The 22,927-nt window shown below is 62.4% G+C and carries 15 protein-coding genes; 10 read left to right on the forward strand and 5 right to left on the reverse strand.

Features of this window, described 5'->3' with window-relative positions; all coding sequences use genetic code 11:
- Positions 1 to 15 precede the first annotated feature (15 nt).
- From epmA to ABIE28_RS01925, 3 genes are all read left to right on the forward strand, one after another.
- Positions 16 to 1,074 carry an EF-P lysine aminoacylase EpmA gene (epmA, locus tag ABIE28_RS01915; protein ID WP_354059618.1) on the forward strand — a complete coding sequence of 353 codons (1,059 nt, stop codon included), beginning with the start codon at positions 16 to 18 and terminating at the stop codon, positions 1,072 to 1,074.
- The gene (locus ABIE28_RS01920; protein WP_354059620.1) at positions 1,071 to 2,108 is read left to right on the forward strand and encodes a lysine-2,3-aminomutase-like protein; all 1,038 of its coding nucleotides are present in this window, start codon (positions 1,071 to 1,073) and stop codon (positions 2,106 to 2,108) included. Before epmA ends, ABIE28_RS01920 begins: the two co-directional genes overlap by 4 nt.
- Before the next feature lie 104 nt (positions 2,109 to 2,212).
- Positions 2,213 to 3,523, forward strand: coding sequence for a hemolysin family protein (locus ABIE28_RS01925; protein ID WP_354059622.1), 1,311 nt, complete (start codon positions 2,213 to 2,215; stop codon positions 3,521 to 3,523).
- Here the strand turns inward: ABIE28_RS01925 and ABIE28_RS01930 are convergent.
- Both ABIE28_RS01930 and ABIE28_RS01935 read right to left on the reverse strand, forming a co-directional pair.
- The gene (locus tag ABIE28_RS01930; protein ID WP_354059624.1) at positions 3,513 to 3,944 is read right to left on the reverse strand and encodes a hypothetical protein; all 432 of its coding nucleotides are present in this window, start codon (positions 3,942 to 3,944) and stop codon (positions 3,513 to 3,515) included. The genes ABIE28_RS01925 and ABIE28_RS01930 overlap by 11 nt on opposite strands.
- A 60-nt stretch (positions 3,945 to 4,004) precedes the next feature.
- The gene (locus ABIE28_RS01935) at positions 4,005 to 5,855 is read right to left on the reverse strand and encodes a sigma-54-dependent Fis family transcriptional regulator (RefSeq protein ID WP_354059626.1); all 1,851 of its coding nucleotides are present in this window, start codon (positions 5,853 to 5,855) and stop codon (positions 4,005 to 4,007) included.
- 202 nt (positions 5,856 to 6,057) lie between these two features.
- Here ABIE28_RS01935 and adh point away from each other — a divergent pair, with 202 nt between their 5' ends.
- The 3 genes from adh to ABIE28_RS01950 all read left to right on the forward strand — a co-directional run bounded on the left by adh (position 6,058) and on the right by ABIE28_RS01950 (position 9,296).
- Positions 6,058 to 7,578: an aldehyde dehydrogenase gene (adh, locus tag ABIE28_RS01940; RefSeq protein ID WP_354059628.1), complete on the forward strand. Its 1,521-nt coding sequence runs from the start codon at positions 6,058 to 6,060 to the stop codon at positions 7,576 to 7,578.
- Positions 7,579 to 7,761: 183 nt separating this feature from the next.
- A complete protein-coding gene (locus ABIE28_RS01945; protein WP_354059630.1) occupies positions 7,762 to 8,136 on the forward strand; it encodes a DUF779 domain-containing protein in 375 nt (124 codons plus the stop codon).
- A 122-nt stretch (positions 8,137 to 8,258) separates the two neighbouring features.
- Positions 8,259 to 9,296 (forward strand): Ldh family oxidoreductase, encoded by a 1,038-nt coding sequence (locus ABIE28_RS01950; protein ID WP_354059632.1) that lies wholly within the window; start codon positions 8,259 to 8,261, stop codon positions 9,294 to 9,296.
- Positions 9,297 to 9,299: 3 nt separating this feature from the next.
- Here ABIE28_RS01950 and ABIE28_RS01955 read toward each other — a convergent pair whose 3' ends face one another.
- Both ABIE28_RS01955 and ABIE28_RS01960 read right to left on the reverse strand, forming a co-directional pair.
- Positions 9,300 to 9,986 (reverse strand): hypothetical protein, encoded by a 687-nt coding sequence (locus tag ABIE28_RS01955; protein ID WP_354059634.1) that lies wholly within the window; start codon positions 9,984 to 9,986, stop codon positions 9,300 to 9,302.
- Between the two features lie 135 nt (positions 9,987 to 10,121).
- A complete protein-coding gene (locus tag ABIE28_RS01960) occupies positions 10,122 to 10,898 on the reverse strand; it encodes an SDR family NAD(P)-dependent oxidoreductase (RefSeq protein ID WP_354059636.1) in 777 nt (258 codons plus the stop codon).
- Between the two features lie 185 nt (positions 10,899 to 11,083).
- Here ABIE28_RS01960 and ABIE28_RS01965 point away from each other — a divergent pair, with 185 nt between their 5' ends.
- The 4 genes from ABIE28_RS01965 to ABIE28_RS01980 all read left to right on the forward strand — a co-directional run bounded on the left by ABIE28_RS01965 (position 11,084) and on the right by ABIE28_RS01980 (position 20,767).
- A complete protein-coding gene (locus tag ABIE28_RS01965) occupies positions 11,084 to 12,304 on the forward strand; it encodes an efflux RND transporter periplasmic adaptor subunit (protein WP_354059638.1) in 1,221 nt (406 codons plus the stop codon).
- A gap of 2 nt (positions 12,305 to 12,306) precedes the next feature.
- Positions 12,307 to 14,256, forward strand: coding sequence for a MacB family efflux pump subunit (locus ABIE28_RS01970; RefSeq protein ID WP_354059640.1), 1,950 nt, complete (start codon positions 12,307 to 12,309; stop codon positions 14,254 to 14,256).
- A 296-nt stretch (positions 14,257 to 14,552) separates the two neighbouring features.
- On the forward strand, positions 14,553 to 16,409 hold the full coding sequence (locus ABIE28_RS01975; protein WP_354059642.1) for an autotransporter assembly complex protein TamA: 1,857 nt from the start codon (positions 14,553 to 14,555) through the stop codon (positions 16,407 to 16,409).
- Positions 16,409 to 20,767 (forward strand): translocation/assembly module TamB domain-containing protein, encoded by a 4,359-nt coding sequence (locus ABIE28_RS01980; protein ID WP_354059644.1) that lies wholly within the window; start codon positions 16,409 to 16,411, stop codon positions 20,765 to 20,767. Before ABIE28_RS01975 ends, ABIE28_RS01980 begins: the two co-directional genes overlap by 1 nt.
- 260 nt (positions 20,768 to 21,027) lie before the next feature.
- Here ABIE28_RS01980 and ABIE28_RS01985 read toward each other — a convergent pair whose 3' ends face one another.
- Positions 21,028 to 22,878, reverse strand: a complete 1,851-nt coding sequence (locus ABIE28_RS01985; protein ID WP_354059645.1) for an extracellular solute-binding protein — start codon at positions 22,876 to 22,878, stop codon at positions 21,028 to 21,030.
- Between the last annotated feature and the right edge of the window lie 49 nt (positions 22,879 to 22,927).

A 22,927-nucleotide genomic window follows, 5' to 3' on the forward strand; every position in this document is an offset into this window, starting at 1 on the left:
GTCACACAAGGTCCCATGAGCACGCTCGACGCGCATTCAGCATCGCCCTGGTGGACACCCTCGGTTCATGCCGATCGGCGGCCAATCCTGCTGGCGCGCAACCGGATCGAGGCGGGCGTCCGCAACTATCTGGCGCAGAACGATTTTCTGATCGTCGATCCGCCGGGCCTGCAACGCTCGCCGGGCAATGAAATACACCTGCATGCCTTTGGCACGACCATGATCGGCAATGACGGGCTGGGGCAGGTGATGTATCTGCACACCTCGCCCGAATTCACCATGAAAAAGCTCCTGGCGGCCGGCGAGCAGCGTATCGCGAGTCTGCAGCACGTATGGCGCAACCGGGAGCGCAGCGCGCTGCACCATCCCGAATTCACCATGCTCGAATGGTATCGCGTCGGCGAACCCTATGATGCCGTGATCGCCGATTGCGTCGCTTTACTGCGCCTCGCAGCTGAGACAACGGGCGTTAAAAGCTTCAACTTCCGCGACCGGAGCTGCGATCCCTTCGCCGAGCCCGAACGCCTCTGCGTCGTCGACGCGTTCGAGCGCCATGCGGGCATCCGTCTGCTCGACACTATGGACAGCGATGGCGTCACCGATGGCGAAGCGCTGGCCCAGCAGATGCTGGCCCTCGGCCTCGCGGTACCGGAAGATCGCAGCTGGAGCTATCTGTTCAGCCTGATCCTTAACGAAAAGGTCGAGCCCGAACTCGGCAATGGTCGTGTCACGGTGCTGGACCGCTATCCGGCTGCAGAAGCAGCCTTGGCGCGGCGGGTGCCCGGCGATGCGCGGATCAGCGAAAGGTTCGAGCTTTATGCCTGCGGCGTCGAACTGGCCAATGGTTTTGGCGAGCTGACCGATGCCAGCGAGCAGCGCCGCAGATTTGCCGCGGAGATGGACGAAAAGCAGCGCATCTATGATGAGCGCTATCCGCTGGACGAGGATTTCCTTGCGGCCCTCGCGCTCATGCCCGAAGCAAGCGGCGTGGCGCTCGGCTTTGACCGTCTGGTCATGCTTGCAACCGGCGCCCCAAGAATCGAGGCGGTGCTCTGGGCACCGGTGGCTGAGTGACGGCACATCGACCGATCAAAAACGTTGGCGATCTCGTCGCGAGCGGTCTGACGGACGGTACGGGCCTTGACGCCGTCGCCGCCAAATACGCCGTGGGCATCACCCCCGCCATTGCCGCGCTGATCGACCAGACCGACCCCGACGACCCAATCGCCCGCCAATTCGTCCCGACGCTTGATGAACTCGTCACCACCCCCGACGAGCGCGCCGACCCGATTGGCGATCTCGCCCATTCACCGGTCGAGGGCATCGTGCATCGCTATCCCGACCGCGTGCTGCTCAAGGCCGTTCACGTCTGCCCGGTCTATTGCCGGTTCTGCTTCCGCCGCGAAATGGTAGGGCCGCAGGGTCTGGGCACGCTCACCGGGCCAGAGCTGGACACCGCGATCGGCTATATCGCCGAACACACCGAAATCTGGGAAGTGATCCTCACCGGCGGCGATCCTCTGGTGCTGTCGCCACGGCGGCTGCGCGAGATCATGGAACGGCTGGCGGCGATCGAGCACGTCAAGATCGTGCGTTTTCACACCCGCGTGCCGGTGGTCGAACCCGACCGCGTCGATGCGGCCATGGTCGAGGCCCTTCGCTCTAGCGGCAAGACCACCTATCTGGCGCTGCACGCCAATCATCCACGCGAGTTTTCGGTCGCGGCCAAGGCGGCGATTGGGCGTCTGGTCGATGGCGGCGTCGCCATGGTCAGCCAGTCTGTGCTGCTCAAGGGCGTCAATGATGACGTCGAAACGCTGGCCAGCCTGATGAAGGCCTTTGTCGAAAACCGCGTGAAACCCTATTACCTGCACCACCCCGATCTGGCCCCCGGCACCAGCCATTTCCGTATGACCATTGCCGAGGGGCAAAAGCTGGTCACGGCCCTCCGCGGCCGGATTTCAGGCTTGGCCCAGCCGACCTACATCCTCGATATTCCGGGCGGCTACGGCAAAGCGGACATCGGCTCCTCCGCGATTTCCGGTGGCGACGGCTGCTTTACCGTGCGCGACTATCAGGGCGGCGAGCACCAGTACCCACCGGAATGAACTTCTCACCTCTCCCCGAAGGGAGAGGTGAGAAGAGAGCGATTTCTCTTTGACGCACGCCCTGTGCTAGAGGAAGGACTCCAGTCCTTGACCTGCGTCTCATCATGAACAGCTTTGTTGGTATTCTGCTGATTGCGGCCCTGATCGGGATCAGCATCGTCATCTCCCTATCGGAAATTGCTTTTGCCGCCGCGCGCGAAGTGCGCATCCGTGCGCTGGCCGAGGCGGGCAATACCAAGGCACAGCGCTTTGTGGCGCTGCGGGCGGATGCGGCCAATGTGATCACGGCTCTACAGATCGCGACCAATGCGGTCTCGATCCTCGCCGGCACGCTGGGGCAGGATACGCTGGGTCCGGTCTTTGCCGCTGGCTTGCAAACGCTGGGCGTGCCGGTCGATCTGGGCCTGCCCATTGGGTCGGTGCTTGCCTTCGTGCTGGTCACGGCCATGTTCGTGCTGTTCGCCGATCTCACCCCCAAGCGCATCGCCATGATGGTGCCTGAGGACGTCGCGCTGGGCGTCGTGTGGTTTCCCGAAATCGCGGTAAAACTGCTCAAGCCGCTGGTCTGGTTCTTCGGGCGGCTGTCCGACGTGTTGATCGGCTGGCTCAAGCTCGAACCCAAAGTGCCCGCCGATGCGGTGACGGCCGAAGATTTCCGCATGATCCTCGCCGGTGGCGCCGCTTCCGGCGTGCTGATGAAGAATGAGCATCGCCTGATCGAGAATGTGCTGGCGCTCGAATTGCGCAGCGTCACCTCGGTGATGACCATTCGTGAGGATATCGTTTATCTCGATATTTCCGATCCCGACGATGTGCAGCAGGACAAGGTGCGCAAGCGCCCGTTCTCGCATTACCCGATCTGCGATGGCGGCATCGACGCCGTGATCGGCTGCGTGCGCGCCGAAGACGTGCTGGCGACCGCCATCGACCGCAATGAAGTGGTCGATTTCGCCAAGGCACGGCGCGACGTGCTGTCGGTGCCGGACACGCTCAATGTGTGGGAAGTGCTGGCCGAGTTCCAGGCGCAGAGCACCGGCTTTGCTCTGGTGGTCAGCGAGTATGCGCTGGTCGTGGGCGTCGTCACCTTCAAGGATTTGATGGGCGCGCTGATGCAGGGGCTGGCCAATCCGTTCGAGGAGCAGGCGATCCTCAAGCGCGACGAGCAAAGCTGGCTGGTTGACGGGATGGCGCCGTTTGTCGATGTGACGCGCGCGCTGGGCATCAAGCATCTTGAAGCCGAGGCGGCCTACGAAACGATTGGCGGCTTTATCGTCCACCGGCTGCGCCGCGCCGCCCGCAAGGGCGACAAGGTCGAGGCAGCCGGCTACGTGTTCGAAGTGGTCGATGCCGACAAGATGCGGCTCAATCAGTTGCTCGTTAGCAAGGCCGGCAAGCCGGTCAAGGCTAGCCTTTAGGCTTGACGGTTTCGACGCGGGTCAGCGTCAGCGTGCCGCCGTCATACCAGATCAGGGAAATGTCGTTTTCGTCGATCGGGCGGATAGTAGCACCGTCGCCGGGGCCCCAGCCGCCATCGCCGCAGGTGACGATGTAATTGCCATCTGTCAGGGCAAAATTGGCCGCCTGGTCACAATTATCGATGGTCGGATCGATGGGCCGTTCGTCTGTGCCCTTGGTCCATTCGATCTTGTCGGCGGCAATCGATAGCACCGCGCCCATAAAACTCGGATCGTCGGTAACCAGTGCTGCGACCGGGGTATCATCCACGGTGACGCCGGTCACTTCCCAATTGCCGATCAGGGTTTCGGGCGGTGGCTCGATGGCCATGGCCGGGGTGGCCATGAGCAGGGCGACGGCGAGGAACGAGGTCTTGCGCATGCGACAATCTCCTTTGGCATTGTGCTCAGTAGGGAGGCTGAATGTGTCGCTGGTGCGTCATCAGCCGTCGAGCTTTTCTTTCCACAAAAGCCGACGATAGAGCGTCGAGCGGTCAATGCCCAGTGCCCGTGCAGCAGCCGAGAGATTCCCCTTATGTAGATCGACGGCCCGCCGCATGGCGCTCTCTGTCAAGGTGCCCAGGTCGGCATCAATGGCAAAGGGCGCGGGTGCAGCGTCCACGATTGTCGATGGCAAGGCGGTTAGGGCGATGATTTCGCCGGGATCATGCAGCGCCGCCAGCGCCCGCAAAGTGCCGGCCAGCTCACGGAAATTGCCCGGCCAGTGGTGAGCAGACAGGCGATCCAGCACCACATGCGGCAGCGGGCCGTGCGCCGTGGCCAACTGCGCCCACAGCGTTTCAACGATCTGCTGTCGCTCGGGCAGTTCGGCCAGCGACGGCAGGGTGACGGTATATTGCGCGATGCGGAAATAGAGATCGGCGCGGAACGTCCCGGCATCGACCATGGCCTTGAGATCACGATTGGTCGCGCAGATCGGAACGAAATCGGCCTTGTGCGGCGTACCACCACCGAGCGGCGCGACTTCCTTGTCCTGCAGCACCCGCAGCAGACGCGACTGCAGCAAAAGCGGCATGTCGCCGATTTCGTCGAGAAAGAGGATGCCGCCCTCGGCCTGCTGCACCAGCCCCTTGGCGCCGGACTTGCGCGCGCCGGTAAAAGCGCCAGCCTCGTAGCCAAACAGTTCGGCTTCGATCAGGCTTTCGGGCAGGGCGGCGCAGTTGATGGCGATGAAAGGCTTGCCCGCGCGGACTGTCAGTCCGGCCAGATGACGCGCGAAGACTTCCTTGCCCGCCCCGGTTTCGCCCGCGATCAGCAGCGGGATTTCAGCATTGACCAGCCGGACGGCCTTGGCCAGATCGGCGCGCGTTTCGGCACTCAGGAATGGGCCGGATTTGACCGGTTTTGGGCTGCGCGGAATGGTGCCGGTCACGCGCAGCGGCGCCGGAGCGGGCTGCGATACGGCGGCGAAATAGCGTTCGCCATTGCGGGCGCGCAGCTCGCCGCGCTCGATCATCAGCCCCGCGCCTTCAAAGATTTCCTCGCGGGTCGATTTGCGCAGCGCCTTGCGGTCGAGGCCGACCAAAGTGAGCGCGCGGCGATTGCCCGCGATCAGGCGCTCGCCGTCAAACACCAATATGCCCTCGCGCGCGGTGCCCAACAGGTCGGCGCTGCGATGGAAGCGCACCACGGTCATTTCGTTGAAATCGCGGGCAAAGAAGCGATGCTCGATCTGTTCCACCGCCAGCCGCACGAGCCCCATAGCATGGGTATGTTGCAGCGAGGCGTGGCCAGACATGTCGAGCACGCCGGCCAGTTTGCCATAGGGGTCAAAGATCGGGCTGGCGGCGCAGTGCAGAATGCCGTGCGGCTCAAAGAAATGCTCGCCGCCATGCACTTCGATGGCGCGGCGTTCGGCCATGGCGGTGCCGATGGCATTGGTGCCCGTCGACATTTCCGACCAGGCAACGCCAGGCCGGAGCGCGACGCGTGCCGCCTGTCCGGCAAATTCGGGGCTGCCGGCCGTGTCGAGCACCAGTCCCTTGGCGTCGGTCAGGATCACCACGCTATCGGTCAGCTTGGCCTCGGTGCGCAGGCTCACCAGTTCGGGGCGGGAGAGCAGGCGGAGGGTTTCGTTGTGCTGCTGGAGTTCGCGCAATTCGGTGGATGTCATCGCCTCGGCGCGAATGGCGTCGCCGGCGTCGAGTCCCTGATCAGCGCAGCGTTGCCAGGAGCGCAGGATCGGGGCGGACACGACGCCCTCGGGCAGATCGCGACCGGAGAAGAATTTTTCGCGCGCGGCCGCAAGGGTCGCCTCAGCGGTAATGCTCATGCTCCATCCCCTCCCAGTTGTGGCAGTTTGCAACACATGTTGCACCGGCCATCGCGTCTGGTTGTTGCAAAGTGTTGCATCTGATTTCGTCAAAGGTCCAGAGAAATGGCGATCACGAATACTTCGGGTTTTGGTTCAACGGCTTAGCCAATGCTGGCACGGCAGTTGCAATAGATAGGGCATCGAAAACAGGGAGGATGCCATGAACAAACCAGAATTCGTCGGCCAGCGGACTAAGTCTCCGTATAAGGCCAAGTATGGCAATTACATCGGTGGGCAGTGGGTCGACGCCGTGGATGGCGAGACCTTTGAGAACACCTCGCCCGTCACAGGCCAGGTAATCTGTGAAGTCGCCCGTTCAAAAGCCGCCGACATCGAAAAAGCGCTCGATGCAGCGCACAAGGCGGCCCCGGCCTGGGGCAAGACCTCGGTGGCGCAGCGCGCCGTGATGCTGAACAAGATTGCCGACCGGATGGAGGAGCATCTGGACGAAATCGCGCTGGCCGAAACCTGGGACAATGGCAAGCCGATCCGCGAAACGACGGCCGCCGATATTCCCCTCGCCATCGATCACTTCCGCTATTTTGCCGGCGCGATCCGCGCGCAGGAAGGCGGCATTTCCGAGATCGACAACGACACCGTCGCCTATCACTTCCATGAACCGCTCGGCGTGGTCGGGCAGATCATTCCGTGGAACTTCCCGATCCTGATGGCGGTCTGGAAGCTGGCACCAGCATTATCAGCCGGTAACGCCGTGGTGCTCAAGCCTGCCGAGCAGACCCCGGCTTCGATCCTTTATCTGATAGAGCTGATCGAAGACATTCTGCCTCCCGGCGTGCTCAACATCGTCAATGGCTTTGGTCTTGAAGCGGGCAAGCCGCTCGCCTCGTCCAACCGCATCGCCAAGATCGCCTTTACCGGCGAGACGACGACGGGTCGCCTGATCATGCAATATGCCAGCCAGAACCTTATTCCGGTGACGCTGGAGCTGGGCGGCAAATCGCCGAACATCTTCTTTGCCGACGTGCTGGCCGAGGACGATGATTTCTTCGACAAGGCGCTCGAAGGCTTTGCCATGTTCGCCCTCAACCAGGGCGAAGTCTGTACCTGCCCAAGCCGCGCACTGATCCAGGAAAGCGTCTATGACCGCTTCATGGAGCGCGCCATCAAACGCGTGGAAGCCATCAAGGCAGGGTCGCCGTTTGAGATGTCGACGATGATCGGCGCGCAGGCCTCCTCTGAGCAGCTCGAAAAGATCCTAAGCTATCTCGATATCGGCAAGCAGGAAGGCGCTAAGGTTCTCACCGGCGGCGAGCGCAACAATCTCGAGGGCGAGCTGGCAGGCGGCTATTACGTCAAGCCAACGGTGTTCGAGGGCAATAACAAGATGCGGATTTTCCAGGAGGAAATCTTCGGCCCAGTGGTGTCGGTGGCGACCTTCAAGGACGATGCCGAAGCGCTCGAAATCGCCAATGACACGCTCTATGGCCTCGGCGCCGGCGTGTGGACCCGCGATGCCAACCGCGCCTACCGCTTCGGTCGCGGTATTCAGGCCGGTCGCGTCTGGACCAATTGCTACCACGCCTATCCGGCCCACGCCGCGTTCGGTGGCTACAAGCAGTCCGGCATCGGCCGCGAAAACCACCGCATGATGCTCGATCACTACCAGCAGACCAAGAACATGCTGGTCAGCTACTCCCCCAAGAAGCTGGGCTTCTTCTAAGACGACGACGCCTCCCGTGCACCACGCTGCCCTCGGACTTGTTCCGAGGGCCACTCTCAAACTTCGAATACCAGGAACACACAGTTCATTCCGGTGGGGCCGCTTGCCAAATACCCCCGATCTTCCGCGCGGCGGGTGGCCTCACCGGAATGGCCTTCGTTATCTCGGGAAAGCAGGCATCGAATGACCGACTATGTCGAACGCGTCGTCGCCACCCCGGCCGCACTGGACCTGCTCGCCAGCATCGAAAAGCGGCATGGCAAGGTGATGTTTCATCAGTCCGGTGGGTGCTGCGATGGGTCGTCGCCGATGTGCTATCCGGATGGCGATTTCATCATTGGCGACCGTGATGTGAAAATGGGCGAGATTGGCGGCGCGCCGTTCTATATGTCGCCAAGCCAGTTCGAATATTGGCAACACACCCAGTTGATCATCGACGCCATTCCCGGCCGCGGCGGCATGTTCAGCCTCGATAATGGCACCGAGCGGCGGTTCCTGACCCGCTCGCGTCTGTTCACCGATGAGGAGCATGAGCGCCGTGCGCCGATAGAGGCCTGAGCGGGCTCAACAAAATCTGACATTTTATTATGTCCGGCGGCTTGTCCAATGGCGCGAGCGTGCGAAGATGGCATTCGCGCGTCCAGTGTTTTGGTGGGCGACACTGTCCACTGAGGTAACTGATGCAGACCGACAATACGCCGCTGTTTCTCGCCGCGCTGCTCGAAGAAAAAGTCTCGGCGCGGTTACGTGAGGCTGGCGCCAGCGAAGCATCGCTACAGGCGGCGACCCGGGCCATGCTGCATGCGTCGCTGGTGGGCGTCGATAGCCACGGCGTGCGGCTGACTGAGCACTATTGCAACATGCTGGGCGGTGGTCGGCTCAACAAGAATCCCGAGCTCAAGGTCGATATCCGCGCCGCCGGCAGCGCCATGGTCAATGGCGATGACGGGCTGGGCCACTACGCAGCCTATAAGGCCGTCGAGGTCGGTATCGAGCTGGCCAAAACTTCCGGTGTCGGTGCAGTCGGCGTCACCCACTCATCCCATCTGGGCGCGGCGGGTGCCTATGCGCTGGCCGGAGCCGAGCAGGGGTTCATCACCTTTGCCACCACAAATACCGATTCCATGGTGGCGCTGTTTGATGGCGCGGCGCGGTTCCACGGCACCAACCCCTTGGCCTTTGCCGCGCCAGTACCGGGCAGCCAGCCATGGCTCTTGGATATGGCCACTTCATCGATCCCGATGAACCGGGTGCTGCTGCATCGCTCACTGGGCCTGGAACTTCCCGCCGGCATCGGGGCCGACAAGCATGGCAATCCGGCCACCGACCCCAATATCGTCGATATGCTGCTGCCGTTGGGTGGGGCCGAATACGGCTATAAGGGCGCTGCGCTTGCCGGGGTCGCGACGCTGTTCTCTGCGCTTTTGACCGGTACCACGCTCGATAGCGAATTCATCCCGATGTATGGCGGCGACGATATTTCGACGCCCCGCAATATGGGCCATTTCGTGCTGGTGGTGGACCCCGACAAGTTCGTCGGGCGGGACCTCTTTGGCGCGATGATCACGCGCTATCTGTTCAATCTGCGCTCTGCTCCGGTGCGGGCAGGGGCAGAGCGCGTGATGGCGCCGGGTGATCGCGAATGGGAAGTGATGGCCACGCGTCAGCAGGACGGCGTGCCGGTTGATCCCGACACGGTCCGCTTTCTTGGGCTGTAGCGGCTAGTTGTCTGCGTCGTCCTCGTCGGGCGGCACATAGATCACGTCCTTGACGGTCAGCACCTGATCGACGATTTCAAACACCACTTTGGCGCTGCCGCCAGTGGCGCAGCAATTGGCGTCGTCGTCCTTCCAGAGCAGGGTGTCGGCGACGATGCCGTATTCCCAGTCGTTGAAGTTGTATTTGACGCCTTTCCAGATCCCCAGGCCCTTGGGCAATCTGTCCCCGATGGTGCCTTGCCAGCTGTCGATATTGACAGGGTACCAGCCGGTTTCAGACTCGCCGGTGTTGAACAACAGGTCGGCGTTCAGGCTGGCGGTGCCGTTGCTATAGCCCTCGACATGCAGCAGGCCGCTATAGGTGATTTCCGGCACGGAATAGCGATAGGCCTCGTGGGCTTCGGCGAGTTTGACCCAGGCGCCGTCGTCATAGTGGTACAGCACTATATTGCCGATGGAACCGTCGTATTCGGTTGACCCGCCCTGCGTCTGGAAGGCGATGTCGAAGCCGCCATCATCCTTGTTCAGGTACCCGGCACTGATGACGTGGCAGTCATCCAGCACCTCGCCGATACAGGTCGCGCCAAAACCTGCGAACAGGTCGTCTTCGGCCATGGCGTCCTTGGGGAGGAACACCACGACGCCTGCCGTTGCAATCAGCGCCAGAATGATCAGCTTGGTGAATTTCATCGCATACCTCCGGCCCCCAATCTGCGACAGGGAACCGATGCGGTCATCCTCCAAATGGGGGGATGGTTTATGCGCAGCCGGAAAAGGCCTGCAGCGGGCGGAGAGCCCCGGCGCAACAGGCCTTTGGCTTGTGGATTAGTCTTCGCGGTAGATGTCGAACGGGCCAAAAGCCTGCGTCGTCGCCATCAATTGCAGGCGGTTGACGTTAACGTGAGCGGGCAGCGTCGTGGTCCAGAAGATGGATTCCGCGATATCATCGGCATTCATCGCCTTGGTGCCGGCATAAGGCTTTGATGCCTTGCCCTCATCGCCCTTGAAGCGCACCAGCGAAAATTCGGTTTCGGTCAGGCCCGGCTCGATATTGGTGACGCGGACATTCTTGCCCTGCACGTCCGAGCGCAGGTTGAGCGCGAACTGCTTCACAAAGGCCTTGGTCGCTCCATAGACCGAGCCGCCCGGATAGGGGTAGTCGCCCGCGACCGAGCCCAGTGTCACAATATGGCCGCCGCCGCGCTCGATCAGGCCAGGCAGCAGCGCCCGCACCGTATAGGTCAGCCCGGTCACATTGGTGGAGATCATGGTCTCCCAGTCGGTGATGTCGGTTTCGGCGGCCGGCTGCAGGCCGAGCGCGAGCCCCGCATTGGCCAGCACGATATTGATCCCGGCGAACGGCGCGGGCAGGGCAGCGATGGCGTCCTCGATGGCGGCCCGGTCCTGTACGTCGAGTTCGATGATGTGGCAGTTTTCGGCGCCCAGCTCGTTCTGCAGCTCGACCAGACGCTCCTTACGGCGGCCCGTTGCGATCACCTTGCCACCGGCAGCGACATAGCGGCGGGCGGCGGCGGCGCCGAAGCCGGAGGTGGCGCCGGTGATGAAGACAACGAAGCGGCTGGGATCAAGCAGCTGGTACATAAGGCAAATCCTGAGCGGTAGAGCGAAGTCCAGCAACGTGGACTGCAGGGGTGGAGCCGTCAACCTCACGGGGCGGAACGATCTGCCAAACCTTACCGATTTGTAGGGCTAGCTTACCAAGTCCTAACGTGAACTTTGCCCCGCCACGCCCTATTTTGGACTGGCAATAAATGGATTGGTGCAGCTTGAAGACCTTTTTGAAGTGGCTGTTGGTACTGATCGCGTTGGGCGCTGCGGCTTTTGCCGGCTGGTGGTATTTTCTGGCTGCGCCTCAGGCATCGACGGTTCCCAATACGGTCGTCGCCTCGCGGGGCGATCTCGAGCAGACGGTGCTGGCCTCCGGCGTGCTGCAGGCGAATTCTCTGGTCAGCGTCGGCGCGGAAGTGTCTGGCCGCATCGAGGCCGTGCATGTCGTGCTCGGGCAGGAGGTCAAGAAGGGGGATCTGATCGTCGAGATCGACAGCCTCAATCAGGAAAATGCCGTCAAGTCGGCCCAGGCGGTGCTCGCCGGCAATCAGGCCCAGAAAAAGAGCCAGCAAGCGTCGCTGGTGCAGGCCGAGTCAGCCCTGTCGCGCAATCAGCAGCTCAATGCCAATAGTCTGGTATCGCGTACCGACCTCGAAACGGCGCAGACCGCAGTGGATTCCATTCAGGCGCAGATCGACCAGCTCTATGCCCAGATCGCCCAGTCCGAACTCAGCGTCGAGTCGGCCGAGCTGAACCTGTCGCGCACCAAGATTATCGCGCCCAGCGATGGCACCATCGTTGCGGTGCTGGTCGAGGCCGGCCAGACCGTCACCTCCAACCAATCCATCCCAACCATCGTCAAGATCGCCGACCTCGATACCATGGTGATCAAGGCCGAGATTTCAGAGGCCGATGTGGTGCGGGTCACGCCAGGGCAGCGGGTCTATTTCACCATCCTCGGTGAACCCGACAAGCAGATCGACGCCACTCTGCGCGAGATCGAACCCGCGCCCACTTCCATCAGCTCTGACACCGCGTCAACCGATACGGCCATCTACTATAACGGGCTGTTTGACGTCCCCAATCCCGACCACAAGCTGCGCATCTCGATGACCGCCCAGGTGACCATCGTGCTCGCCGAAGTGCAGGATGCCGTGCTGCTGCCATCGGCCCTCGTCACGCGGCGCGGTCAGGATGGTGGCGTGATGGTCAATGTGTTTGATCCAAAGACCGAGGCGGTGACGCCGCGCCGGATCGAAGTGGGTCTCAACAACAATATCAGCGCCGAGATCAAAGGCGGCCTCAATGCTGGCGAGGAAGTCGTCAGCAATAGCGGGGCCCGTCCTGCGACGGCAACCGGCGCCGGTGGCGGCGCAGGACGTGGTCCGAGCGGCTTTGGCGGCCCCGGTGGTGGCTTGGGCATGATGGGACGGCCATAAATATGGCCGATCCAATCATTTCCCTGCGCGGCCTGACCCGTCAGTTCCAGACTGGCGGCGAGGCCGTGACGGTGCTCAAGGATGTCGATCTCGACATTCACCAGGGCGAGCTGGTCGCCATTATCGGCCAGTCGGGTTCGGGCAAGTCGACGCTGATGAACATCCTAGGCTGTCTCGACCGGGCCACCAAGGGCACTTATCTGTTCGGCGGTCGCGAGGTCAGCAAGCTTGGCCCCGATGCGCTGGCCGAGTTGCGGCGCGAGCATTTCGGCTTCATCTTCCAGCGCTATCAACTGCTGCCCGATCTCGACGCGGTCGAGAATGTGGAAATCCCGGCCATTTATGCCGGTGTTGATGCCGGCGCGCGGCGGCAGCGGGCGATTGATCTGCTTACCCGGCTTGGTCTGGGCGACCGGCTCGATCATCGGCCCAATGCGCTTTCGGGCGGCCAGCAGCAGCGCGTCAGCGTAGCGCGGGCGCTGATGAATGGCGGCGACGTCATTCTGGCCGACGAGCCGACCGGCGCGCTCGACAGCAAAAGCGGCAAGGAGCTGATGGCCCTGCTGCATGAGCTGCATGGCGAAGGCCACACCATCATCATCGTCACCCACGACCCCACTATTGCGGCGCAGGCCGAGCGGGTGATCGAGATTTCCGACGGCGTCATCATCGACGACCGGCGCACCGGCGCCGATACACGGGTCGATCGCACCAAGGAAACCATCCGCAAGATCGCGCGCTGGCGCGAAGGGCTCGATCGCGGCCTTGAGGCGCTGCGCATGGCCGTGCGCGCCATGATTGCCCACAAGCTCCGCACCTTCCTGACCATGCTCGGCATTATCATCGGCATTGCCTCGGTGGTCAGCGTCGTCGCGCTGGGGCAGGGCAGCCAGGAAACGGTGCTGCAGAACATTTCCTCGATAGGCACCAACACGATCAACGTCTATCCTGGGACCGGGTTTGGCGACCGGCGCAGCGCGCGCATCCAGACGCTGTTGCCGTCCGACGCTGACGCCATTGCCACCCAGCCCTATGCCGATAGCGTCTCGCCGCAGGTCTCGTCCAATTCCACGGTGCGCTATCGCAATACCGCGACCAATGCGTCGATCACCGGCGTTGGCGCGGGGTTCTTTCAGGTCAATGGCCGCACCTTCAATGAGGGCGTGGGCTTTAACGCCATCAGCATCCGCGACCGCACGCAGGAAGCGGTGATCGACGAAAACGCCCGCGCGGCGTTCTTCATCAATGGCGAAGACCCCATCGGACAGGTGATCATCCTCGATAGCGTGCCGGTTCGGGTGGTCGGCGTCGTCGCCAATACCACCGGCTTTGGCCCCGGCGGCAACAGCGCCAATGTCTATGTGCCCTATACGACCGCGATGGACCGTATTCTGGGCCAGTCCTATCTGGCTTCGATTGCCGTGCGCGTGGCGGACGGTTTCAACATGGCCGATGCCGAAGCCGAGATCATCGAGCTGGTGACCCGGCTACATGGCGGCAAGACCGATTTCTTCCTCCAGAACACAGCCACCATTCGCGACACCATCGAATCGACTTCGGCCACGCTGACGCTGCTGATCTCCACCATTGCCGTGATTTCGCTGGTCGTGGGCGGCATCGGGGTGATGAACATCATGCTGGTCAGCGTGTCCGAGCGTACCAAGGAGATCGGCATCCGCATGGCGGTGGGCGCGCGGCGCGGCGATATCCTGCGGCAGTTTTTGATCGAGGCGGTGCTGGTCTGCTTTGTCGGGGGGGCAGTGGGTGTGGCTCTCAGCTTCGGCCTCGGCACGGCGCTGACCACGCTGATCAGTGGTTCCAAGGTCAGCTATTCGGTGCAATCGATGGTGCTTGCCATTGCCTCGGCCAGCCTGATCGGGGTGATTTTCGGCTTCATGCCCGCCCGCTCGGCGGCCAGACTTGACCCCGTGGAAGCGCTGGCCCGGGAGTAATATCGGTGTGCCCGATAGGTCACGATTGTTGATCCAGTTCTAAATAAATCGTCCCAAAGGTTGTTTCCCGACGATTGCTCGCCCTAAACTGGCCACGAAATGAACGCCTGTTGGGCAGGCGTGTCGCGTCGACGCATTCGGGTTGAAGGTGCTTAACGGAATCTTCTTTTCCCAAGGGGCAATATAAGCTTCTGCCTCAAGTGGTTGAAGCGTAACGGGCGGGAACTGGTCCACTGCATATCGCGCGTTTAGTATCGAGTATTGGCGCCTTGTGCGTTGCCGCTGCCGGATTCGGCATGGCGACAATGCCTGCTGCTGCCTTTGAAATTTTCGGCATCAAGCTGTTTGAAGATCAGAGCGAGGCTGACGCCGAAGCTGTGATCGCCGACCCAACACCCTATTCGGTGACGGTGACCGTCAACGCCACCGGATCGCTTGAAGGCACCGTGCGCGGAGCATCCGCGCTGGTTGCCGATCAGGATACCCCGGCCTCGGGCGCAGCAGGCCTTTTGGCCAAGGCGCGCGGCGATTATCGCCGCATTGTCGCCGCGCTCTATAATGAAGGCTATTACGGTGGCGTCGCCAGTATTCGCGTTGGTGGTGTCGAAGCGGCCAATCTGCCGCCCGATGCGAAGCTCCCCAATCCGGTGGACGTCTCCATCGTCGTCGATCCCGGCCCGCTCTTTCATTTCAACAGCGTCAACATCGTCAATCAGGCGCTGCCGACGTCGGACCCCTACGATCATGTCGATCCGCCGTCGAGCCAGGGCTTTGGCACCGGTCAGGTTGCCAAGTCGTCGGTTATTCTGCGCGCCGAGCAGCTATCGCTCGAAGCCTGGCGCCAGCAGGGTCACCCCAAGGCCGTCATCTCCACCCGCGATGTGGTGGCCGATCACGCGACCAATACTGTCGATGTGACCATTACCGTCAATCCGGGTGCGCGAGCTGCCTTTGGCGATGTGACCGTCACCGGCACCGAGGCGATGGACCCAGAATTCGTGCGGCGCCAGACCGGGCTGACGGTCGGCGAGGAATACGATCCGGACGAAATCAAGCTGGCGCAGCGGCGTCTCGACCGGCTCGAAGTGTTCCGCGCAGCGCGGCTTGAAGCGGCCGAATCCATCGGCGCCGATGGGCTGTTGCCGTACAATCTGATCGTGCAGGAACTGCCCGGCCGCCGCTTTGGCGCGGGCGCGACCTATTCAACGATTGATGGCCTTGGCCTTGAAGCCTTCCACCTGTGGCGCAACCTCTTTGGGCAGGCTGAACGGCTGCGGCTCGATGCGCGCGTCGCCAGCATTGCCTTCCCGATCGATACCGCCCAGTTCGACTATTACTTCGGCGGCACCTTCACCAAGCCGGGCATTTTCACGCCCGACACCGATCTGGTGGCGGCGGTTTCGGCCGAGCGGACGATCTATCCGACCTTCACCGAGACATCGGCGATGGGCCGGGTGGGGCTGACCCACATCTTCTCGGACCAGATCACCTTCCGCGGTGGCGCCCAGCTTGAGCGCGCCCAGTTTGAAGACGTCAAGTTCGGCACGCGCGACTTCCTGACCGCCGGCATTTATGGCGGCGCCACGCTCGACTTCCGCAACGACAAGGTCAATGCGACCCAGGGCTGGTATCTCGATGCCGAGCTCGAGCCGTTCTACGAGTTTAAATATGGCAATGCCGCCGGGCGTGTCGTCATCGAAGGCCGGACCTATTTCGGCTTTGGCGAAAACGACGCCTATGTTCTGGCCGCAAGGCTCAAGGCCGGGGCGCTCGTTGGTCCCGACGTCAGCGAAATTCCGCCCGACAAACTGTTCTTTGCCGGCGGTGGTGGTTCGGTGCGCGGCTATGGTTTCAAGTCCATCGGCGTTGACGATGGTGCGGGCAATGTCGTGGGCGGTGCCTATCTGATCGAAGGTTCGCTCGAAGCGCGGGCCAAGGTCACCCAGGATATCGGCGTGGTCGGCTTTATCGACGGCGGCGTCGTGGCCAATAACGAGTTCCCGAACCTCGAAGATATGCGCTTCGGCGCTGGTATTGGCGCGCGCTATTACACCGGTCTTGGGCCCTTGCGGCTCGATCTGGCAGTGCCGCTCAACAAGAAGGCCGATGATCCTGATTGGGCTCTCTATGTCGGTATAGGGCAGGCATTCTGATGCGCCGTTTGTTCGCAAAACCACGGCGACTGCTTGTCGCCCTGTTCGTTGTCGCTGGCCTCGCCGCGCCTGCCGTTCTTGTCGCGCAGGACGCGCAGACGATGGACAATGAGGAACAAAAGGACTGGTTGACCAGCTTCGTGCAGGATCGCCTGTCGACGCCCGAACGCCAGATTCGTCTGTCCAATATCGATGGCATCCTTGGCTCCGACGTCTCCATCCGCCAGATCACCATCTCCGATGAAGAGGGCGTCTGGCTGCGCATCAACAACGCGACGCTGAACTGGAACCAGGCGGCTTTGTTCCTTGGTCGGTTGGAAGTGCGCTCGCTCAAGGCCGATTCCATTGACTATCTGCGCAATGCGGTGCCGGTCGAAGGCAATATCGATCTGCCATCGGCTGAAGCTGGCGGCTTCTCGGTGCCCGAACTGCCGGTTGCGGTGGTGCTCGGCGAACTGTCGATCCCCAAGGTCACGTTCGGCGAGAACGTGTTCGGGCTCGGTTCGGAAATCTCGCTGACCGGCGCACTGACGCTGGATGGCGGCAATCTCGATACCAATCTCGCTATCGTGCGTCTCGATGGTCCCGGCGGCACGCTGGATCTCGACGTCAATTACGGCAATGCCGAAAACAAGATCGCGCTCGATCTGTCGCTGGTCGAACCGCCAAACGGCGTGATCGCCAACCTGCTCAATATCGAAAATCGCCCCGCCGTCACGCTGACGGTCAAGGGCGACGGTGCCGTCACTGATCTGCGCACCGATCTGCAATTGCAGGCAAATGGCCAGACCGCCCTCGCGGGCGTCGCGACGGTCAAGCAGTCAGCAGGCGACATCGCCATTGCCGCCGACCTGCGCGGTCCGTTGGCAACCCTGATCGCCGAGCCCTATCGCCCGTTCTTCGGTACCGAAACCGCGCTGACGGCCAATGCGACCATCCATGCCGCAGGCGGCATTTCTGTCAGCGGCCTGCGCCTCAGCGGCGGCCAGCTGTCGCTTGAAGCGGCGGCTGAAACGACCCCGGACAACTTCCTCAAGGCACTGACGCTCAATGCCGTTGTGGCCGATCCTGCCGGTGGCAAGGTGACCCTTCCTGTGCCGGGCAGTTCGACGCTGGTCGGCTCGGCCCAGCTGGGCATCAATTTCGGTGGCACTGCCGGCGAAAACTGGAATTCGACGCTGGCGATTGCCGGGTTTGAAACCGATGATTTCGCCTCCAAAGACCTGACGCTGACCCTTGGTGGCGTCGCGGCAAACCTGTCCGATCCCGCCACACGTCGCGTGACCTTTAACGGCGACGGCGCTTTGTCGGGCATCGTGGCTTCCGAAGAAATCGAAGCGGCGCTTGGCGATAGCATCGGGCTTGGCATTGCCGGGCTCTGGAATGCTGGACAGCCTGTGCAACTCGCCGAATTCCGCATCGTCGGCAAGGCGTTGACGGCGGCGATGGCTGGCCAGCTCGATGGCCTCGATTTCAACGGCGACATCAACCTCAAAACGGCCAGCATTTCGCCGTTCTCGGGTCTGGCGGGCCGTGACCTCGACGGTGGGCTGGATCTTAAGGCAACAGGTTCGATCATGCCGCTCAGCGGCGGGTTTGACCTGACACTTGACGGTACGGGCACCAATCTCGCCATCGGCGACGACGTTGCGGATGGCCTGCTGGCCGGCACCGTATCGCTCAGCGGTCGGGTGGCGCGGACGGAGGCGGGCATCACCGCCGACCAGTTCCGCATCGCCAATGGGCAGGTGCAGATGGTTGCCGATGGCAGCTATTCGAGCGATCTGGCCGACTTCAAATTCAACCTCGACCTCAGCGATCTGGCGCTCCTCTCCAACGAGGCCTCCGGCGCGCTTGCCGTCGTCGGCACCGCCAAGGGCACCGCCGAAGCGGGCATCGATCTGGTGCTCACTGCCAAGGTTCCGCAGGGCCGCTTGTCAGGCCGCAACCTTGCCAATGCCCAGTTCGGTTTTGACGGCCGCTACGCCGATGCAGGCCTTATCGGCAAGCTGACCGGCCAAGCCGATATCGAAGGCCATCGCGCCACGCTTGGCGCTGACGTCAGTGTTGCCGGCAATACGCAGGCCCTGAGCGACCTGACCTTCCAGGCCGCCGGCACCAAGATCAGCGGCGGCGCAACGCGGGACGGCGAGAGCGGGCTGATCAATGGTCGCCTCACCTTGCAGTCGCCCGACATTGCCATCGCGGCTGCTTTGGCCTTGATCGACGCCAAGGGCGCCGCCAATCTCGACGTGGTTCTCGAACCCGTCGCATCGGGGGCGGGGGCGTCCGTGCAGGGCGCCACCGTGCGCGGCGACGTGCGCAATATCGTCGTCAACGACATCCGCGTCGGCTCGGCCGATATCAGCGCCACGGTCGGCGATCTGTTCGGCGTTCCGGCCATCAATGGTTCGGCCAATGCGCGCAATATTTCCGCTGCCGGTGTCGACGTCACCACGTTGACCGCCAAGGCCAGCCAGAGCGGTCAGACCACCAGTTTCGACGCCCAGGCATCGCTGGCGCAGGGCACCAATATCGATGTCGCGGGTTCGCTCGCGCCCGTCGAAGCGGGCTATCGCCTCGGTCTTGATCGCGCCCAGCTGACGCAGGGCCAGCTTTCGGCCCGCCTCGCGCAGCCAACTGTCATTCAGGTCAGCGGCTCGACCGTTTCGCTCAACGCCGTGCGCTTTGATGTGGGCTCGGGCTCGATCACCGCCACCGGTTCGGCTGGCGAGACGCTCAATATCTCGCTCGATGTCACGTCCTTGCCGCTGTCGATTGCCAATACCATCGTCCCCGATCTGGGCCTTGCCGGTACGGTCAATGGCCGCGCCAGCATCACGGGTACAGGCAGCGATCCGCAGGTGAGCTTCGATGCGCGCGCCGCCGGTATCAATGCCGCCGCTATCAGCGAATTTGGCATTGCGCCGCTGTCGCTCGCCGCCAATGGCAGCTTCCGCAATGGTACGGTGACGCTGGCCTCGATCTCGGCCAATGGTTCCGGCGGCCTGACCGTCTCCGGTTCTGGCACGGTGCCGCTACAGGGCAATGGCCTTAATGTTTCGCTCAATGGCTCGGCGCCTCTGGCCCTTGCCAATCGCTTTGTCGCCGATCGCGGCGGGCAGCTGAGCGGCGTCGTCACCATCGATGCCCGAGCTACCGGCAGCGTCGCCAATCCGCAATTCGGCGGCCGCGTGGCTACCAGCAATGCCGGCTATATCGACCCGGAACTGAACCTGCGCCTGCAGGGCATTACGGGTTCGGCCAGCCTGACCGGCACCAGCGTCGTCATCGACAGCCTCTCGACCACTCTGGCGACGGGCGGTTCGGTGTCCGCGTCCGGCTCCATCGGCCTGACGAATGGTTTCCCGGCTGACATCCGCGTCGCCCTTAATTCGGCGCGCTATGCTGACGGCAACCTGTTCGTCGCCACCGCGTCGGGCAATCTGAGCCTGACCGGCAACCTCACCGGTTCGCCTCTGCTGCGCGGCGATGTTCTCATCGAAGAAGCCAATATCACCATCCCCGAAAACTTCGGTGGTGGGGCAGAGCTCATCGACGTCAACCACATCCGCATTCCGCGCGCTGTCGAACAGACGCTGCAACGCGCCAAGATCGATGATCGCAGCGGCGCGCCGATCCCACAGCAGCGGCCAGCCGGTGTGGTGCTCGACCTCAATGTCAGCGCGCCCAACCAGATCTTTATTCGTGGCCGTGGCCTCGATGCGGAAGTGGGTGGCTCGGTGCGCCTGATGGGCCCCGTCAACAATATCCAGCCGGTCGGCGGGTTCTCGCTCAACCGTGGTCGCCTCGCCATTCTGGGCCAGCGCATCACCTTTGAAAGCGGCACCGTAACGCTGCTCGGCGATCTTGATCCGGTGCTCAACTTTGTGGCCCGCACCCAGGGCGATGACATCACGGTGTTCGTGACGGTTTCCGGTCGCGCCTCCGATATCGATGTGAGCTTCACCTCGAGCCCGCAATTGCCGCAGGACGAAGTGCTGAGCCGCCTGATCTTCAAGCGCTCGATGGGCGACCTGACCCCGCTCCAGCTGGCCAAACTGGCCGGCGCAGCCGCCGAACTCGTCGGCGGTGGCAGTGGCGGTGGACTGGTTGATAGCCTTCGCGGCGCGGCAGGTCTTGATGATCTAGACGTCGTCACCGACGATCAGGGCAATGTCGCGGTCCAGGCCGGCACCTATCTCCAGGACAATATCTACCTGGGTGTGCAAGCTGGCGCCAACGGCCAGAGCAAGGTGACGATCAATCTCGACGTCACCAACAGCCTCAAGGTGACAGGTGCTGCCGGGCAAGACGGCAATTCGAGCCTGGGCGTATTTTACGAGCAGGATTACTAGGGGCGGTGGCTTGAGGGCCGCGTGATCTGGGCCATTGCTTCTCCACCCACCATGCTGACCTCGGGCTCGACCCGAGGGCCACTATCCAATAGCTGCCATCGTGGCTCTTCCGCTGGCCCTCGGGTCAAGCCCGAGGGAAGACCGGTGAGGCACGGGCTGCAACGCCAGTAAGTGGCACAATCTTCGACAATCACCGGCCCAATTCCTCCCCCTTTTCAGGGGGAGGTGAGGTGGGGGTATCCTTGCTTTTGGGCTGCCCCCTACTGACTAGCCCCACCCGTCTTTGCCGCCTTTTCCGCGTCCCACCACCAGATCGTGGGGAAACCAGACGAGAACGCTGGCAGCGTTTCGGGATGGCTGAAGCGGTTCCAGTGGGCGATGCGGGTGTTTCGCAGGGTATAGCTGGGGACCATGTAATAGTGGTGCAGCAACACGCGATCGAGCGCCTTGGTGATGGCAAGCTGTGTCTCGCGATTGTCGGCGAGGATCAGCTTGTCGATCAGTGCGTCGACGCCCGGATCAGCGATGCCGGCATAGTTGCGGCTGCCCGCTTCGTTGGCAGTCGAGGAGCCGAAGAAGAAGCGCTGTTCGTTGCCGGGCGAGAAGGACTGGGTCCAGCCGGCATAGATCACGTCATAGTCAAACGAGCGGGCGCGGTTGATATATTGCGGGCTGTCGACAGTGCGGATGGTGGCCTGCACGCCGATCTGGCCCAGATTGGTGACAAGGTTTGACGCGACCGGCTCGATGGTGGGGCCATTGAGCAGGATTTCGAGCGTGAACGGGGTGCCGTTGGCATCGACCATGGCGCCGTTCTGGATGGTGTAGCCGGCCTCGCCGAACAGGCGCACAGCCTGGCCGAGATTGGCGCGCAGTTTGGCGGGCGTGCCGCTGACCGGGTTGGTATAGGGCTCGGTGAAAACCGTTGCCGGCACCAGGTCCTTGACCGAATTGAGGATATCCAGTTCCTCGCCTTCCGGCAGGCCGGATGAGGCGAAGGGCAGGCCGAAGAAATAGCTGTCGATGCGCTGATACTGGCCAAAGAACTGGGTGTTGCTCAACTCCTCAAAGTCGAAGGCATAATTGAGCGCCTCGCGGACGCGCTCGTCCTGGAATTTGGGGCGGCGCAGATTGGTGATGAAGCCCACTGCGACGCCGGAATTGGCGTAATCCTGCGGGAATTCCTCGCGCACGATGCGGCCATCCTTGACCGCCGGGAAATCATAGGCGGTGGCCCAGCGGCGGGCCTGATTTTCCATCCACCAGTCGAACTGGTCGGCCTTGAAAGCCTCGAACTGCACCGTCAGATCGAGGAAATATTCGATACGATACTGGTCGAAATTGTTCTGCCCGATCTGGGTCGGATGGTCCTTGCCCCAATAGTCTTCGACGCGCTGATAGGTGATGGTGCGGCCGGCATCAAAGCTGGCCAGCTCATAGGGGCCAGAGCCCAGAGGCGGCTCGAGGGTGGATTCAGCGATGTTGCGCTGCTTGCCATTGGGGGCCGTGCCTTCCCACCAGTGTTTTGGATAGACCTGCACCTGGCCCAGAATATTGGGCAGCTCGCGATTGCCGGTCTGGTCGAAGGTGAAGGTCACTTCGCCCGGCGCGGTCACTTCGGCCTTGGTGATGTTGACGTAATACTGCGCCATGTTCGGATTGAGTTCGCGCGCCTTGTCGAATGACCAGACCACGTCCTCGGCCGTCACCGGCTCCCCGTCGTGCCACTTGGCCTTGGGGTTCATGCGAAAGATCACCGAGCCATAATCGGGCGCGACCTTGAGGGCTTCGGCCAGCAGTCCATAAGAGGTGCTGAACTCGTCCGATGAGGGCGTCATCAGGGTTTCAAACAACAGCCCTAGACCGCCCGCAGCCTCGCCCTTGGGCAGCACGGGATTGAACGTATCAAAGCCGCCCATGTCGCCGAGGCGAACGGTGCCGCCCTTGGGGGCATCGACATTGACGTAGTCGAAATGGGCAAAGCCTTCGGGATATTTGGGGCTGTCGACCAGCGAGTCTGCATGCACCCAAACATCGGTGGGGGTTTGCGCCAGAGCGGGAGACAGCATGCCGAGCAACAGGCCGGCAGCGAGGAGGGGTGCGAACTTCATCGGACGGCTCCGGGGTTAATTCAGGTGGGAAAGATTAGGCGGAATTGGC

The sequence above is a fragment of the Devosia sp. 2618 genome (assembly GCF_040546815.1).
Lineage (GTDB): Bacteria > Pseudomonadota > Alphaproteobacteria > Rhizobiales > Devosiaceae > Devosia.

Bases quoted from the DNA above. Each gene is read 5' to 3' on its own strand.
- epmA (WP_354059618.1), top strand. From the start codon at position 16: ATGAGCACGCTCGACGCGCATTCAGCATCGCCCTGGTGGACACCCTCG.
- ABIE28_RS01925 (WP_354059622.1), top strand. From the start codon at position 2,213: ATGAACAGCTTTGTTGGTATTCTGCTGATTGCGGCCCTGATCGGGATC.
- ABIE28_RS01930 (WP_354059624.1), bottom strand. From the start codon at position 3,944: ATGCGCAAGACCTCGTTCCTCGCCGTCGCCCTGCTCATGGCCACCCCG.
- ABIE28_RS01935 (WP_354059626.1), bottom strand. From the start codon at position 5,855: ATGAGCATTACCGCTGAGGCGACCCTTGCGGCCGCGCGCGAAAAATTC.
- adh (WP_354059628.1), top strand. From the start codon at position 6,058: ATGAACAAACCAGAATTCGTCGGCCAGCGGACTAAGTCTCCGTATAAG.
- ABIE28_RS01945 (WP_354059630.1), top strand. From the start codon at position 7,762: ATGACCGACTATGTCGAACGCGTCGTCGCCACCCCGGCCGCACTGGAC.
- ABIE28_RS01950 (WP_354059632.1), top strand. From the start codon at position 8,259: ATGCAGACCGACAATACGCCGCTGTTTCTCGCCGCGCTGCTCGAAGAA.
- ABIE28_RS01955 (WP_354059634.1), bottom strand. From the start codon at position 9,986: ATGAAATTCACCAAGCTGATCATTCTGGCGCTGATTGCAACGGCAGGC.
- ABIE28_RS01960 (WP_354059636.1), bottom strand. From the start codon at position 10,898: ATGTACCAGCTGCTTGATCCCAGCCGCTTCGTTGTCTTCATCACCGGC.
- ABIE28_RS01970 (WP_354059640.1), top strand. From the start codon at position 12,307: ATGGCCGATCCAATCATTTCCCTGCGCGGCCTGACCCGTCAGTTCCAG.
- ABIE28_RS01975 (WP_354059642.1), top strand. From the start codon at position 14,553: ATGGCGACAATGCCTGCTGCTGCCTTTGAAATTTTCGGCATCAAGCTG.
- ABIE28_RS01980 (WP_354059644.1), top strand. From the start codon at position 16,409: ATGCGCCGTTTGTTCGCAAAACCACGGCGACTGCTTGTCGCCCTGTTC.
- ABIE28_RS01985 (WP_354059645.1), bottom strand. From the start codon at position 22,878: ATGAAGTTCGCACCCCTCCTCGCTGCCGGCCTGTTGCTCGGCATGCTG.